This window comes from Burkholderia mayonis, assembly GCF_001523745.2.
GTDB lineage: Bacteria > Pseudomonadota > Gammaproteobacteria > Burkholderiales > Burkholderiaceae > Burkholderia > Burkholderia mayonis.
On record NZ_CP013386.1, the window covers coordinates 391,279 to 406,746 of the forward strand.

Here is a 15,468-nt window from a genome sequence, read left to right on the forward strand (position 1 = left end):
CGAAGCATGGCCGCGCTGAGCTTGAAGGGCGTCAGGAAAAGTTACGACGGCGCGCAATACGTGCTGCACGGGATCGACGTCGACATCGCCGACGGCGAGTTCGTCGTGCTCGTCGGGCCGTCTGGCTGCGGGAAATCGACGCTGTTGCGGATGATCGCTGGCCTCGAGACGGTGACGGAAGGCGAGATCGAGATCGGCGGCCGCGTCGTCAACGCGCTCGAGCCGAAGGATCGCGACATCGCGATGGTGTTCCAGAACTACGCGCTGTATCCGCACATGACGGTCGCGCAGAACATGGGCTACGGGCTCAAGATCCGCGGTGTCGAGCGCGCGCTGATCGACGCGCGCGTGCAGGCGGCCGCGCAGATCCTCGAGCTCGGGCCGCTCTTGTCGCGGCGGCCGCGCGAGCTGTCGGGCGGGCAGCGGCAGCGCGTCGCGATGGGGCGCGCGATCGTGCGCGAGCCGTCGGTGTTCCTGTTCGACGAGCCGCTGTCGAACCTCGACGCGAAGCTGCGCGTGCAGATGCGTCTCGAGATCCAGCGGCTGCACGCGCGCCTCGCGACGACGAGCGTCTACGTGACGCACGACCAGATCGAAGCGATGACGCTCGCGCAGCGCGTGATCGTGATGAATCGCGGCTATGCGGAGCAGATCGGCGCGCCCGTCGACGTGTACGAGAAACCGGCGACGACGTTCGTCGCGAGCTTCATCGGCTCGCCGGCGATGAACCTGCTGCACGGGCGGCTGTCCGAAGACGGCGCGGCGTTCGACGTCGCGGACGGCGGCCCCAGGCTGCCGGTCGCGGGCGCGGCGGGGGCGGGCGTCGGCCGCGAGATCGCGCTCGGGCGCGAATGGATACTCGGCGTGCGCCCCGAGCACATGACGCCGCAGCCGGGCGCGGCGCCTGCATCGCTCGCGGTCGATTCGTGCGAACTGCTCGGCGCGGACAACCTCGCGCACGGCCGCTGGGGCACGCACGACGTCGCGGTGCGGCTGCCGCACGCGATGCGTCCGGCGCGCGGCGAGACGCTACCCGTCGCGCTGCCCGCGCAGCATCTGCATTTCTTCGATCCGGCGACGGGCAAGCGCGCCGGCTGATGCGACCCACCGCTTCCGACGAGACTGCGATGACGATCCTGCAAACCTGGCCTTATCCGCGCGTGGTCGCGCACCGCGGCGGCGGCGCGCTCGCGCCGGAAAACACGCTGGCCGCGCTCGACACGGGCGCGCGCTACGGACACACGATGGTCGAATTCGACGCGAAGCTGTCGGCAGACGGCGTCGCGTTCCTGCTGCACGACGACACGGTCGAGCGCACGTCGAACGGAACGGGGCCCGCGCGCGCGATGCGCTACGCGGCCCTCGAGGCGCTCGACGCCGGCGCGTGGTTCGATGCGCGCTTTTCGGGCGAGCGGATGCCGACGCTCGCGCAGGCGGCGGCGCGCTGCCTTGCGCTCGGTCTGGCGGCGAACGTCGAGATCAAGCCGTGCCCGGAGCGCGACGAAGAAACGGGACGCGTCGTCGCGGCGGAAGCGGCCGCGCTGTGGCGCGCCGCCGCCGTGCCGCCGCTGCTGTCGTCGTTCTCGGCGGCGGCGCTCGACGCCGCGCGCGCGGCGGCGCCGGATCTGCCGCGCGGGATGCTGTACGAGGAGATTGCGGCCGATTGGCAGGAGGAGACACAAAGGCTCGGCTGCGTGTCGCTGCACGCGCATCACGCGCAATTCAACGAGGCGCTCGTGCGCGACGTTAAAGCGGCGGGGCTGCGCATTCTCGCGTACACGGTGAACGACCCCGCGCGGGCCCGCGAACTCGTGCAGTGGGGCGTGGACGTCATTTGCACGGACCGGATCGACGTGATCGGGCCGGGCTTTGCCGATCGTGAAGGATGAAATCGGCGGTTTGCGTGCAATGCAGGAACGAAACCGCTCCGGCGGAACCCCGCCGGAGCAAGAGGCGATGACCGCCTCGTAACCTCAAGAAAATTCCGCTACAAATTGCAGCGGAATTAACCATTCCCCAAATATTCGACTACGCTTAGAAACGGTAGCCGATGTTCAGGTAGGTCACGATCGGGTTCAGTCGGATCTTCGCCTGCGAGGTTTGCGTGAGCGTACCGATTGGCGTCGGGCGTTGCGTCGTCAGCGTAGCCGTCAGGCTCACCGGAATATACGAGACGGAAAGCCCGCCGAACCAGTGATCGGTGAAGTTGTAGGTGAAGCCTGCGTTGAGGACGGGCGCCCACTGGTTACTCGTCGTCACGCTCGTCGGACCGCCGAGCACGCCTTGCTGGAAGACGCTGTTGGTGATCTTGGCGCCGGTGAACCAGATGTAGGAAGCGCCGACGCCCACGTATGGCCGGAACTTCGCTTTCGCATCGTTGAAGTAATACTTGAGCAGGAGCGCTGGGCTCCATTGGTATGCATGGCCAAGTACACCGAATCGTTGCAGCGAGCCCTCGCCGTTCAGATTGAACCTTGGCGGGATCCCGGCGACCAATTCAGTGACGATGTGATCCGTCACGAAGTAGCCGGCGGCCAAACCGATGGTATCGGCATTGTCGATGCCGGCTCCCGTGTTGGGCACCGATTGGTTGACAGGCGTGCCGCCGACGTTCATGACTTTCAGCGGATCGCTGCTGTCCTGAGGGGCGAGGTGGAACCAGCCGGTCGTGACGTAGAAGCTACCTGCGGATTGCGCGTGCGCTGCGGTCGCGGCTGCCGCAAAAGCGAGCGCAACGGCCCCCGTAATGGCCATTTTTTGTTTCATCCTTTGTCTCCTCCGATAAAAGGGCGTGCTCATTATGACGACGGCGTTTCAAACAGAACAGAGTTGTAAGCTAGAGCATTTTCCCTAGAATTCGCACGACCGTGCGTATTCCCGCACCGCGACGGGCTTTGACGCGGACGCACTTATACGAGCCTTCGGGTATTTCCTAACGCGATCAAACGGACATTCAGCATGGCACGGCTAGCACGACTTTACGTTCCCGATCAGCCGCAGCACGTGATTCTACGCGGCCTGGATCAGCAACCGGCGTTCGTCGACGACCAGGATTACGAATTATTCATCGATTGCCTGAAGGCGGCGGCGCGCGATCATCATCTGGCGGTGCATGCATACGTGCTGCTGCCGCGCCAGGTCCAGCTTCTTGTGACGCCGAGCGACGAGGCCAGCCTGCCGAAAGCGATGCAGGCGGTCGGCCGCCGCTACGTCGCGCATTTCAACCGGCGCTACTCGCGACGCGGCACGTTGTGGGAAGGGCGCTATCGCGCGACCGTGATCGAGGGCGAGCGCTACTTTCTGCTCGCGAGCCGCGTCGTCGAGATAAGCCCGGTGCGCGCGCAACTCGTGACGAGCCCCGAAGCGTACCGCTGGTCGAGCTATCGCCATCACGTCGGCCTCACCGTCGATAGCCTGATCACCGACCATCCGCTGTACTGGGCGCTCGGCAACACGCCGTTCGAGCGGCAGCGCGCGTACAAGGAGCTGTGCGAGCAGCCGCTCGACGAGCGCCAGGCCGATCAGCTCCAGCAGGCGACGCTGAAGGGCTGGGTGCTGGGTGGCGAGACCTACCGCGAATGGGCGGCGCGCACGGCGAACCGGCGCGTGTCGCCGCTGCCGCGCGGGCGGCCCCGCAAGGTGCGCGAGAACACGCCGCCCATCCAGCAGTGAGCGCGTCGACGGCGGCGCGCAAGGCGGCACCCGAGGGCGCCGCTTATTTTTGCCCCATTTTGATGCTGCCCCAATAAATACGCATGATCGCGCACCAAGATGATAATTGGGGGCAAATCATTGGCATTAATTTGCTATTCCATTGATTCGTCGCGTATATTCCGAATTCCGGCGGTCCGGGCGCGGTGCGCTCTGTCCCGGCCGGCCGCGTTGCGCTCCACCGGGAGGCGGGGGCGACGGGCAACAAGCAAATGGTTCAACGGCCGTTAGGCCCATTACAGACGGTGTCCCCATGATCGACCACCAGCAGCCGCAGAGCGCGATTCCCGCCGCGCAAGGTCTGTACGACCCGCAAAACGAGCACGATGCCTGTGGCGTCGGCTTCGTCGCTCACATCAAGGGCAAGAAGACCCACGAAATCGTAGAGCAGGGTCTGAAGATCCTCGAGAATCTCGATCACCGCGGTGCGGTCGGCGCCGATCCGCTGATGGGCGACGGTGCGGGCATCCTGATCCAGATCCCGGACGCGTTCTATCGCGAGGAGATGGCGAAGCAGGGCGTGACGCTGCCGCCCACCGGCGAATATGGGGTCGGCATGATCTTCCTGCCGAAGGAGAGCGCGTCGCGGATCGCGTGCGAGCAGGAGCTCGAGCGCACAGTGAAGGCGGAAGGCCAGGTCGTGCTCGGCTGGCGCGACGTGCCGGTCGATCATGCGATGCCGATCTCGCCCGCGGTGAAGGCGAGCGAGCCCGTGATTCGCCAGATCTTCATCGGCCGCGGCAAGGACGTGATGGTGACGGACGCGCTCGAGCGCAAGCTCTACGTGATCCGCAAGACCGCGAGCCACCGGATCCAGGCGCTCAAGCTCAAGCACGGCAAGGAATACTTCGTGCCGTCGATGTCCGCGCGCACGGTCGTCTACAAGGGGCTGCTGCTCGCCGGCCAGGTCGGCGTGTACTACCGCGATCTGCAGGACGAGCGCGTCGTCTCCGCGCTCGCGCTCGTGCACCAGCGCTTCTCGACGAACACGTTCCCCGCGTGGGAACTGGCTCACCCGTACCGGATGATCGCGCACAACGGCGAAATCAACACGGTGAAGGGCAACGTCAACTGGCTGAACGCGCGTACCGGCGCGATCGCGTCGCACGTGCTCGGCGACGATCTGCCGAAGCTTTGGCCGCTGATCTATCCGGGCCAGTCGGATACGGCTTCGTTCGACAACTGCCTCGAGCTGCTCGTGATGGCGGGTTATCCGCTCGTGCACGCGGTGATGATGATGATTCCGGAAGCGTGGGAACAGCACACGCTGATGGACGACAACCGCCGCGCGTTCTACGAATACCACGCCGCGATGATGGAGCCGTGGGACGGTCCCGCCGCGATCGCGTTCACCGACGGCCGCCAGATCGGCGCGACGCTCGACCGCAACGGCCTGCGTCCGGCCCGCTACATCATCACCGACGACGATCTCGTGATCATGGCGTCGGAATCGGGCGTGCTGCCGATTCCCGAATCGAAGATCGTCAAGAAATGGCGTCTGCAGCCGGGCAAGATGTTTCTGATCGACATGGAGCACGGCCGGATCATCGACGACAAGGAGCTGAAGGACAATCTCGCGAACGCGAAGCCGTACAAGAGCTGGATCGACGCGGTCCGCATCAAGCTCGACGAGATCGAGCCGGAGGACGCGGACGTCGCGGCCGAGCGCCGCGCGTCGGCCGTGCTGCTCGATCGCCAGCAGGCGTTCGGCTACACGCAGGAAGACCTCAAGTTCCTGATGGCCCCGATGGCGCAGCAGGGCGAGGAAGCGGTCGGCTCGATGGGCAACGATTCGCCGTTGGCCGTCATGTCGAACAAGAACAAGACGCTCTATCACTACTTCAAGCAGTTGTTCGCGCAGGTCACGAACCCGCCGATCGACCCGATCCGCGAGAACATGGTGATGTCGCTCGTGTCGTTCATCGGCCCGAAGCCGAACCTGCTCGACACGAACAACATCAACCCGCCGATGCGTCTCGAAGTGTCGCAGCCCGTGCTCGACTTCAAGGACATCGCGAAGATCCGCTCGATCGATCGCTACACGGGCGGCAAGTTCAGCGCGTACGAGCTGAACATCTGCTATCCGGTCGCGTGGGGCAAGGAAGGCATCGAGGCGCGTCTCGCGTCGCTGTGCGCGGAAGCCGTCGACGCAGTGAAGTCGGGCTACAACATCCTCATCGTATCGGACCGCAAGACGGACGCCGAGAACGTCGCGATCCCGGCGCTCCTCGCGACGTCGGCGATCCACACGCACCTCGTGCAGCAGGGGCTGCGCACGAGCACGGGCCTCGTCGTCGAGACGGGCTCCGCGCGCGAGACGCACCACTTCGCGCTGCTGGCCGGCTACGGCGCGGAAGCCGTGCACCCGTACCTCGCGATGGAAACGCTCGCGAAGATGGCGGAAGGCCTGCCGGGCGACCTGTCGCCGGAGAAGGCGATCTACAACTTCACGAAGGCGGTCGGCAAGGGCCTGCAGAAGGTGATGTCGAAGATGGGCATCTCCACCTACATGTCGTATACCGGCGCGCAGATCTTCGAGGCGCTCGGCCTGTCGACCGAGCTCGTCGACAAGTACTTCAAGGGCACGGCGTCGAAGGTGGGCGGCATCGGCCTCTTCGACGTGGCCGACGAGGCGATCCGCCTGCACCGCGACGCGTTCGGCGACAACCCGGTGCTCGCCGACATGCTCGACGCGGGCGGCGAGTACGCGTTCCGCGTGCGCGGCGAAGACCATATGTGGACGCCCGATTCGATCGCGAAACTGCAGCACGCGACGCGCGGCAACTCGTACCAGACGTACAAGGAATATGCGCACCTCATCAACGATCAGACCAAGCGCCACATGACGCTGCGCGGCCTGTTCGAGTTCAAGGTCGATCCGATGAAGGCGATTCCGATCGACGAAGTCGAACCGGCGAAGGACATCGTCAAGCGCTTCGCGACGGGCGCGATGTCGCTCGGCTCGATCAGCACGGAAGCGCACACGACGCTCGCGATCGCGATGAACCGGATCGGCGGCAAGTCGAACACCGGCGAAGGCGGCGAGGACGAGCACCGCTATCGCAACGAGCTGCGCGGCATTCCGATCAAGGTCGGCGACACGCTGAAGTCGGTGATCGGCGACGAAATCGTCCGCGACATTCCGCTCAAGGAAGGCGATTCGCTGCGCTCGAAGATCAAACAGGTCGCGTCGGGCCGCTTCGGCGTCACGGCCGAGTACCTCGCGTCGGCGGACCAGATCCAGATCAAGATGGCGCAAGGCGCGAAGCCGGGCGAAGGCGGCCAGCTGCCGGGCCACAAGGTGTCCGAATACATCGGCAAGCTGCGCTACTCAGTGCCGGGCGTCGGTCTCATCTCGCCGCCGCCGCACCACGACATCTATTCGATCGAGGATCTCGCGCAGCTGATCCACGACCTGAAGAACGTCAATCCGGTCGCGAGCATCTCGGTGAAGCTCGTGTCGGAAGTGGGCGTCGGCACGGTCGCGGCGGGCGTCGCGAAGGCGAAGGCCGATCACGTCGTGATCGCGGGTCATGACGGCGGCACGGGTGCCTCGCCGCTGTCGTCGATCAAGCACGCGGGCACGCCGTGGGAGCTCGGCCTCGCCGAGACTCAGCAGACGCTCGTGCTGAACCGCCTGCGCGGCCGCATCCGTGTGCAGGCCGACGGCCAGATGAAGACGGGTCGCGACATCGTGATCGGCGCGCTCCTCGGCGCGGACGAATTCGGCTTCGCGACGGCGCCGCTCGTCGTCGAAGGCTGCATCATGATGCGCAAGTGCCATCTGAACACGTGCCCGGTCGGCGTCGCGACGCAGGATCCGGTGCTGCGCGCGAAGTTCTCGGGCCAGCCCGAGCACGTCGTCAACTACTTCTTCTTCGTCGCCGAGGAAGCGCGCGAGATCATGGCGCAGCTCGGCATCGCGAAGTTCGACGATCTCGTCGGCCGCGCCGATCTGCTCGACATGCGCCGCGGCGTCGAGCACTGGAAGGCGAAGGGCCTCGACTTCACGCGCGTGTTCTATCAGCCGGAAGGCTGCGAGGGCATTGCGCGCCGCCACCTCGAGTCGCAGGACCACGGCCTCGAGCGCTCGCTCGACCACACGCTGATCGAGAAAGCGAAGGCCGCGATCGAGAACGGCGAGCACGTGTCGTTCATCCAGCCGGTGCGCAACGTGAACCGCACGGTCGGCGCGATGCTGTCCGGCGCGATCGCGAAGAAGCACGGCCACGACGGCCTCGCCGACGACGCGGTCCACATCCAGTTGAAGGGCACGGCGGGCCAGAGCTTCGGCGCGTTCCTCGCGAAGGGCGTGACGCTCGACCTCGTCGGCGACGGCAACGACTACGTCGGCAAGGGCCTGTCGGGCGGCCGGATCATCATCCGTCCGACCAACGACTTCCGCGGCAAGTCCGAGGAGAACATCATCTGCGGCAACACGGTGATGTACGGCGCGCTCGAAGGCGAAGCGTTCTTCCGCGGCGTCGCGGGCGAGCGCTTCTGCGTGCGCAACTCGGGCGCGACGGCGGTCGTCGAAGGTACGGGCGACCACGGCTGCGAATACATGACGGGCGGCACGGTCGTCGTGCTCGGCGAGACCGGGCGCAACTTCGCCGCGGGCATGTCGGGCGGCGTCGCATACGTGTACGACCCGGACGGCACGTTCGCCGCGAAGTGCAACAAGTCGATGGTCGCGCTCGATCCGGTGCTGCAACAGGCCGAGCAGGAGCGCACGGTCGATCCCGCACTCTGGCACGCCGGCGCGACGGACGAAGCGCTCCTCAAGGGGCTCGTCGAGCGTCACTTCCAGTTCACCGGCTCGCCGCGCGCGAAGTCGCTGCTCGAGAACTGGGATGCGGCGCGCCGCCAGTTCGTGAAGGTGTTCCCGCACGAATACAAGCGCGCGCTCGGCGAAATCGGCGCGAAGAAGAAAGCCAACGAGGTGCTCGCCGCCTGATGCAGGGCGGCTCGACGACATAGCGAACGCGCCCGTCCGGTGGACGGGCGCGGGTCCCCCTTACTCGATTCAACAGATTCAGAAGAGAACCTTATGGGCAAGGCAACCGGTTTTCTGGAGTTCGAACGCCGCCACGAGGCGTACGAAGCACCGCTTACACGCGTGAAGCACTACAAGGAGTTCGTCGCGGCACTCACCGACGAGGATGCGAAGATCCAGGGCGCGCGCTGCATGGATTGCGGCATCCCGTTCTGCAACAACGGGTGCCCCGTCAACAACATCATTCCGGACTTCAACGATCTCGTGTATCGCCAGGATTGGCGGCAGGCGATCGAAGTGCTGCACTCGACGAACAACTTCCCCGAGTTCACGGGCCGCATCTGCCCGGCGCCGTGCGAAGCGGCGTGCACGCTCGGGATCAACGACGATCCCGTCGGCATCAAGTCGATCGAGCACGCGATCATCGACAAAGCGTGGTCGGAAGGCTGGGTCGAGCCGCAGCCGGCCGCGCACAAGACGGGCAAGAAGGTCGCGGTCGTCGGCTCGGGCCCCGCGGGCCTCGCCGCCGCGCAGCAGCTCGCGCGCGCGGGCCACGACGTGACGGTGTTCGAGAAGAGCGACCGGATCGGCGGCCTGCTGCGCTACGGAATCCCCGACTTCAAGCTCGAGAAGTGGCTGATCGACCGCCGGATGCGCCAGATGGAGGCGGAAGGCGTGACGTTCCGCACGAGCGTGTTCATCGGCCGTGAGCCGCTGCCCGAGTCGATCGGCAACATGGCGAAGGAGACGATCTCGCCCGACACGCTGAAGGACGAGTTCGACGCAGTCGTGATCGCGGGCGGCTCGGAAACGCCGCGCGATCTGCCGGTGCCGGGCCGCGAGCTCGCGGGCATCCATTACGCGATGGATTTCCTGCCGCAGCAGAACAAGGTGAACGCGGGCGACAAGGTGCCCGATCAACTGCTCGCGAAGGGCAAGCACGTCGTCGTGATCGGCGGCGGCGATACGGGCTCGGACTGCGTCGGCACGTCGAACCGCCACGGCGCGAAGCACATCACGCAGTTCGAGCTGCTGCCGCAGCCGCCCGAAGCGGAGAACAAGCCGCTCGTGTGGCCGTACTGGCCGGTCAAGCTGCGCACGTCGTCTTCGCACGACGAAGGCTGCGAGCGCGACTGGGCGGTCGCGACGAAGCGCTTCGAAGGCAAGAACGGCAAGGTCGAGAAGCTGATCGCGGTGCGCGTCGCGTGGGTCGACGGCAAGATGCAGGAAGTGCCGAATTCCGAGTTCGAGATCAAGGCCGATCTCGTGCTGCTCGCGATGGGCTTCACGCAGCCGGCCGCGCCCGTGCTCGACGCGTTCGGCGTCGCGAAGGACGCGCGCGGCAACGCGCGTGCGGGCACCGAAGGCGATCGCGCGTACTACACGTCGGTCGACAAGGTGTTCGCCGCGGGCGACATGCGCCGGGGCCAGTCGCTCGTCGTCTGGGCGATCCGCGAAGGCCGACAGTGCGCGCGCTCGGTCGACGCGTACCTGACGGGCAGCTCGGAACTGCCGCGCTGAGCGAGCGTCGTTCGCCAGAGCGTCGTTTCGACGAACCGGGCGTCCATGAGGGCGCCCGGTTTTTTTATGCGCGATCGCTCGGCGGCGCGCGCATCGCATGGATCGCGAAGGCGTCGTCGATGGGCGCCGCGCATCGTGCACATCCTTTCATCTTTCTCTACAAAAATTTCATTTTGTAAGTGTCGGCGAAACCTGTCATATCATGTCGGCCCTCGGCCGGCTATGACCGGAATCAAGAATAATCCGCCCCCAAATCAGGAGATGATGGATGGAAGGCTTTGTGCATACGTTGATCGACGGGATCAACGGCATTCTCTGGAACTACGTGCTGATTGCGCTGCTGCTCGGCGCCGGCGTGTGGTTCACGCTGCGCTTCAGGATGATCCAGTTGCGCGCGCTGTTCCTCAGCATGCGCCTCGTCGGCAGCAAGGGCGAGCCGGGCAGCATCTCGTCGTTCCAGGCATTCGCGACCGGGCTCGCGAGCCGCGTCGGCACGGGCAACATCGCGGGCGTTGCGGTCGCGATGACGGTGGGCGGCCCGGGCGCGATCTTCTGGATGTGGATGACGGCGCTCGTCGGGATGTCGTCCGCATTCGTCGAAGCGACGCTCGCGCAAATCTTCAAGGTGTCGCATCATGACGGCACGTATCGCGGCGGCCCCGCGTACTACATCCAGATCGGGCTGCGCTCGCGCGGCTTCGGCGTGCTGTTCTCGCTGTCGCTGATCCTCGCGTTCGGCTTCGTGTTCAATGCGGTGCAGGCGAATGCGATCGCCGAGGCGTTCAACACGTCGTTCGGCTTCAGCCGCGCCGCGGTCGGGCTCGGGCTCGTCGCGCTGACGGCGCCGATCATCTTCGGCGGCATTCGCCGGATCGCGCACGTCGCGCAGGTGATCGTGCCCGTGATGGCGATCGGCTATCTCGCGCTCGCCGTCTACGCGGTCGCGACGCACGTCGCGCTCGTGCCGGAGATGATCGTGCTCATCGTGAAGAGCGCGTTCGGCCTCGATCAGGCGGCGGGCGGCTTCGCCGGCTATGCGGTGAGCCAGGCGGTGTCGATCGGCGTGAAGCGCGGCCTGTTCTCGAACGAGGCCGGGATGGGCAGCGCGCCGAACGCGGCCGCGACCGCGAGCACGCGGCATCCGGTCACGCAGGGCCTGATCCAGATGCTCGGCGTGTTCGTCGACACGATCGTGATCTGCAGCGCGACCGCGTTCGTGATCCTGTTGTCGGGGCAGTACGAGCCGGGCACGTCGATGGAGGGCGCGGCGCTCACGCAGCGCGCGATCTCGAGCCACGTCGGCGACTGGGGAGGCATCTACATGGCGGTGGCGATCTTTTTCCTCGCGTTCTCGTCGGTGATCGGCAACTACGCGTATGCGGAAGGCAACGTCGAGTTCGTCACGCGGCGACGCGGCGCGCTGCTGATTTTCCGTCTCGCGGTGCTCGGGATGGTGATGTTCGGCAGCGTCGGCCAACTGCCGCTCGTGTGGGCGATGGCCGACACGAGCATGGGCCTGATGGCGCTCATCAACCTGCTCGCGATCCTCGCGCTCGGCAAGTACGCGCTCGCCGCGTGGCGCGATTACCAGCGCCAGCGCGCGGCGGGCGTGGCCGATCCGGTGTTCACGCGCAAGACGATTCCCACGCTCGCCAAGGTGCTCCCGGAAGACGTGTGGGGCGATCACGGGCCGCTGCCGCAGGGCGACAAGCTCGCAGCGGCGCACGGCGCAGGTGGCGCGGGCGCGGCTCAGGCCGCGGGGCCGCTCGGCTCCGCGCGGTGACGATGGCGGGCGACCGGCTGCGCTGCTTCGTCGCGCTCACGCTCGATCGGGCGTCGCGCGACGCGCTCGCGGCGCTGCCCGTCGCCGCTGGTGCGCGGCGTACGTCGCGCGACCAATTGCACGTGACGATCGCGTTCCTCGGCTCGGTCGAGCGGACGAAGAGCGAGCGGCTCGGCGCGCGCCTTGCCGAACTCGCGGCGGTCGACGCGGTGCCGCCCGTCGACGTCGAGCGCGTCGTCTGCTGGCCGAGCACCGCGCATGCGCGGCTCGTCGTCGCGGAGCTCGCGCCGCAGCCACAATTGCTCGCGCTCGGCGAGCGGGTGGGCGGCGCATTACGCGAGCTCGGTTTGCCGCCCGACAGCCGCGCGTTCAAGCCGCACGTGACGATCGCGCGGTTTCCGCGTGACGCGCATCGCGTGGCGACCGACAGCGCGAACGATGCCGTAAGCGGCATACCGCTCGCGTTGCGGTTCGAAACGCTCACGCTCTACGAGAGCATTCTCACGCGCCCGGGCGCCGAGCATCGGGTGCTCGCGTCGGCGGCGCTGCGTGGATGACGGCGGGGCGAGCGTAGCGCGGGGCCTGGTTGTCGATCGGCATTTCGCCGAATGCTCAGGTTCCCGAAGCGATCGCGGCGCCGGCCGCTTGTCGTTCGATATCCTCTCTTTCGCCTGTCTGACGAAATGACCGGCTGCGTCGCCGACCGGCATTCGGCGACACTTCTTGGCATTTACGATCGTCGGCGAGCGTGGACACGATCTGCGGCCGCGCGTCCCGCTGGCGCATCGCCGACCTCCACGCACCGGCCGCTCATCGCCCGCTGCCGTACCGCGCGAGCGTCGCCCCGTCGAAATTGATCTCCGGTTCGTGCCCGGCGGCGAGATCCGCGGCGAACGCCGCGCATGCGGCGCCCCGCCGCGCGGCATCGATCGTCCACCGCGGCGAACCGCTCGCGCGCGGCTTCGTCCGCGCCGCGCGCATGCAGCATCAGCGCGCCGCCGGGCGCCGCGAGCGTGCGCGCGCCGCGCTGATCTCCGAGCCCGCGCCCGTGATCGGCGCGACGCGAGAATGTGCGCCGCTCACGCGGCGACCCTCGCTTCATCGCGGCGCACGTCGAGCGTCTGCTCATGGAACGATGCGACCGATTCGCGGTGCGCGATGCTGACGATCGCCGCCTTCGGCAGCCGCTCGTCGAAGAGCCGGTAGAGGCGCGCTTCGTTGTCGGCGTCGAGCGCGCTCGTCGCTTCGTCGAGGAACAGATAGTCGGGCTTGTGCAGCAGCACGCGTGCGCCCGCGAGACGCTGCTGCTCGCCGGGCGACAGGATGCGCGTCCAGTGGCCGGTCTCGCCGAGCCGCTCGGCGTAGTCGCCGAGGCCGCATGCGCGCAGCGCGTCGCGGCATGCGTCGTCGCTGAACGTGTCGACGGCCGACGGATACGCGAGCGCCGCCTTCAGCGCGCCGATCGGCAGGTAGCTCTGCTGCGGGACGAACATCATCCGCGCGTCGACGGGCGCATCGATCGCGCCGTCGCCGAACGGCCAGAGGCCCGCGAGCGCACGCATCAGCGTGCTCTTGCCGGAGCCGGACGGCCCGCGTACGAGCCAGCGCGAGCCGGGCTGGATCGCGACGTCGCCAATCGACGCGAGCGCCGCGCCATTCGGCAGCGCGAGCTTTAGGCCCGACGTCGTGATTTCGGCCGTGTCGACGTAATGCAGGTTGATGCCGCCGTGCTCGGTCGCGGGCGACATCGCTTCCTTCAGGTGCGACGCGCCCATCACACGCTTGAATTCGCGCAGACGGTTGACGGTCGCGCGCCACTCGGCGAGCGTGCCGTAACTGTTGATGAACCACGAGAACGAGTCGCTGACGGTGCTGAACGCACGGCTGATCTGCATCAGCACGCCGAACGTGAACGCGCCTGCGAAGTAGCGGGGCGCGGCGACCGCGATCGGAAAGAGGCTCGCGAGCTGCGCGTAGAAGTTCAGCACGAACGTGAGGCGCTTCGTGTAGCGCATCACGCGCCACCAGTTCTCGCGGATCCGCTGGAACAGGTTCTGCTCGTGTGCGGTCTCGACGGGCTCGCCGCTGTAGAACGCGATCTGCTCAGCGTTCTCACGGATGCGGATCAGGCTGAAGCGGAAGTCCGCCTCGACGCGCTGCTGCTGGTAGTTGATCGACACGAGCGGATGGCCGAAGCGGTGCATCACGTACGAACCGGCGATCGCGTAGATCATCGCGACCCACACCATGTAGCCGGGGATCGTGATCGCGTGGCCGCTGAGCGTGATTGTCGCCGCGCCGGCGATCGACCAGAGGATCGTCGCGAACGAGATCAGCGTGACGACCGTCGACAGCAGGTCGAGCGACAGCGACAGCGTCGTCGACGCGAGCGACTGCAGGTCGTCTGCGATCCGCTGGTCGGGGTTGTCGGCGAGCCGGTCGCGCTCGATCCGGTAGAAGTTGCGGTCGCCGAGCCATTCGTGCAGGAAGCGCGTCGTCAGCCACTGGCGCCAGCGGAAGCCGAGCATCTGCCGCAAGTAGAGACCGTACACCGCGAGGATGATGAACGCGAACGCGAGCACCGCGAACGTGATCAGCAGGCTCGGGAAGTCGCGCACGTCCTTCGATTGCAGCGCGTTGTAGAACGACGCGCTCCACGAGTTGATCCGCACGTTGATCCACACGAGCGTCAGATTGATCGCGACGATCGTGACGAGCAGTCCCCACGCGACCTTCCACTCTTCGGAGACCCAATAGGGCTTGATGAGGCTCCACGTGGATATCGGAGACGGATGTCGCGACGGATCGTCCGGAATGGGGGCGAGGGCTTGCATCGATTGAGTCATGAGCTTCCTGATGTGAGGCCGGCGACGCCGGGCGGACGGCCGCGCCGCGCCCGGCGCGCCCGTTCGGCGCCGCCGCGCGGCGAGCGTGCCGCGGATTCTGGCGAGCATGTCTTAAACGACGCTTAACGCCGGGAGCGACATCGGCACGCCGCCGCCGCGATGTCGCTCGCGCGCCGTGCCCTGCGGGCATTGTGCCAGCGCCGCGGTGCGGCAGGCGAATTTGCCGCATTCCGAGGTTTGCTGCCGTTTCCGCTTTTATGGTCTAATGGCCGTCGACGAAACAGGGGTGCTTCGCGCGCCTCGGCCCTGCCGGTCGGCACGGCCGGATGCGCGGCGAGGCTGAGAGAGACCCTTCGCACCCGATCCGGGTAATACCGGCGCGGGAAGTTTCCGATCCCGCCGGGCCGCGCCCGCCGCCGTCGCTTTGTCGAGCTGCGCGTCGCATGGTTCTGGCCGGCCTCAGTCGCCGGTTTCGTCCTTTTGGGTGCGCATCTTCGCGCGTGACGGAAGGTATCGATGACCGTGCAATCTTCAGTTCTTTTGCTTCGCTGCGAGCCGTCGGCCGCGGCGGCTTCCCCGGCCCGCCTTTCGGGCCGTCTCTCGGTGACGAA

9 protein-coding genes and 1 riboswitch are annotated in these 15,468 nt (G+C 66.7%); of the genes, 7 read left to right on the forward strand and 2 right to left on the reverse strand.

All coding sequences use genetic code 11. The annotated features are described in order from the left end of the window. Window positions 1-6 precede the first annotated feature (6 nt). The gene (locus WS70_RS02015) at window positions 7-1,098 is read left to right on the forward strand and encodes a sn-glycerol-3-phosphate import ATP-binding protein UgpC (protein WP_059472211.1); all 1,092 of its coding nucleotides are present in this window, start codon (window positions 7-9) and stop codon (window positions 1,096-1,098) included. A 29-nt stretch (window positions 1,099-1,127) separates the two neighbouring features. Next, window positions 1,128-1,889, forward strand: coding sequence for a glycerophosphodiester phosphodiesterase (gene ugpQ, locus WS70_RS02020; RefSeq protein WP_059598044.1), 762 nt, complete (start codon window positions 1,128-1,130; stop codon window positions 1,887-1,889). Window positions 1,890-2,034: 145 nt separating this feature from the next. Here ugpQ and WS70_RS02025 read toward each other — a convergent pair whose 3' ends face one another. Then, entirely contained in the window at window positions 2,035-2,766 is a 732-nt protein-coding gene (locus tag WS70_RS02025) for an OmpW/AlkL family protein (protein WP_059472212.1), read from the reverse strand. Between the two features lie 192 nt (window positions 2,767-2,958). Here WS70_RS02025 and WS70_RS02030 point away from each other — a divergent pair, with 192 nt between their 5' ends. The 5 genes from WS70_RS02030 (at window position 2,959) to thpR (ending at window position 12,568) form a co-directional block, all read left to right on the forward strand. Further along, complete coding sequence (locus WS70_RS02030) at window positions 2,959-3,672, forward strand: transposase (RefSeq protein ID WP_010106907.1); 714 nt, start codon at window positions 2,959-2,961, stop codon at window positions 3,670-3,672. Between the two features lie 292 nt (window positions 3,673-3,964). Next, a complete protein-coding gene (locus tag WS70_RS02035; RefSeq protein WP_059598035.1) occupies window positions 3,965-8,668 on the forward strand; it encodes a glutamate synthase-related protein in 4,704 nt (1,567 codons plus the stop codon). A 93-nt stretch (window positions 8,669-8,761) separates the two neighbouring features. Further along, on the forward strand, window positions 8,762-10,228 hold the full coding sequence (locus WS70_RS02040; RefSeq protein WP_059472214.1) for a glutamate synthase subunit beta: 1,467 nt from the start codon (window positions 8,762-8,764) through the stop codon (window positions 10,226-10,228). Between the two features lie 268 nt (window positions 10,229-10,496). Beyond that, window positions 10,497-12,011, forward strand: a complete 1,515-nt coding sequence (locus WS70_RS02045) for an alanine/glycine:cation symporter family protein (RefSeq protein ID WP_059472215.1) — start codon at window positions 10,497-10,499, stop codon at window positions 12,009-12,011. After that, window positions 12,008-12,568 carry an RNA 2',3'-cyclic phosphodiesterase gene (thpR, locus tag WS70_RS02050; RefSeq protein WP_059472216.1) on the forward strand — a complete coding sequence of 187 codons (561 nt, stop codon included), beginning with the start codon at window positions 12,008-12,010 and terminating at the stop codon, window positions 12,566-12,568. The genes WS70_RS02045 and thpR overlap by 4 nt, the downstream gene beginning before the upstream one ends. A 522-nt stretch (window positions 12,569-13,090) precedes the next feature. Here thpR and WS70_RS02060 read toward each other — a convergent pair. Continuing rightward, window positions 13,091-14,857, reverse strand: coding sequence for an ABC transporter ATP-binding protein/permease (locus WS70_RS02060; RefSeq protein WP_059472256.1), 1,767 nt, complete (start codon window positions 14,855-14,857; stop codon window positions 13,091-13,093). Window positions 14,858-15,129: 272 nt separating this feature from the next. Further along, a riboswitch (TPP riboswitch) is annotated at window positions 15,130-15,260 on the forward strand. Window positions 15,261-15,468: the final 208 nt, after the last annotated feature.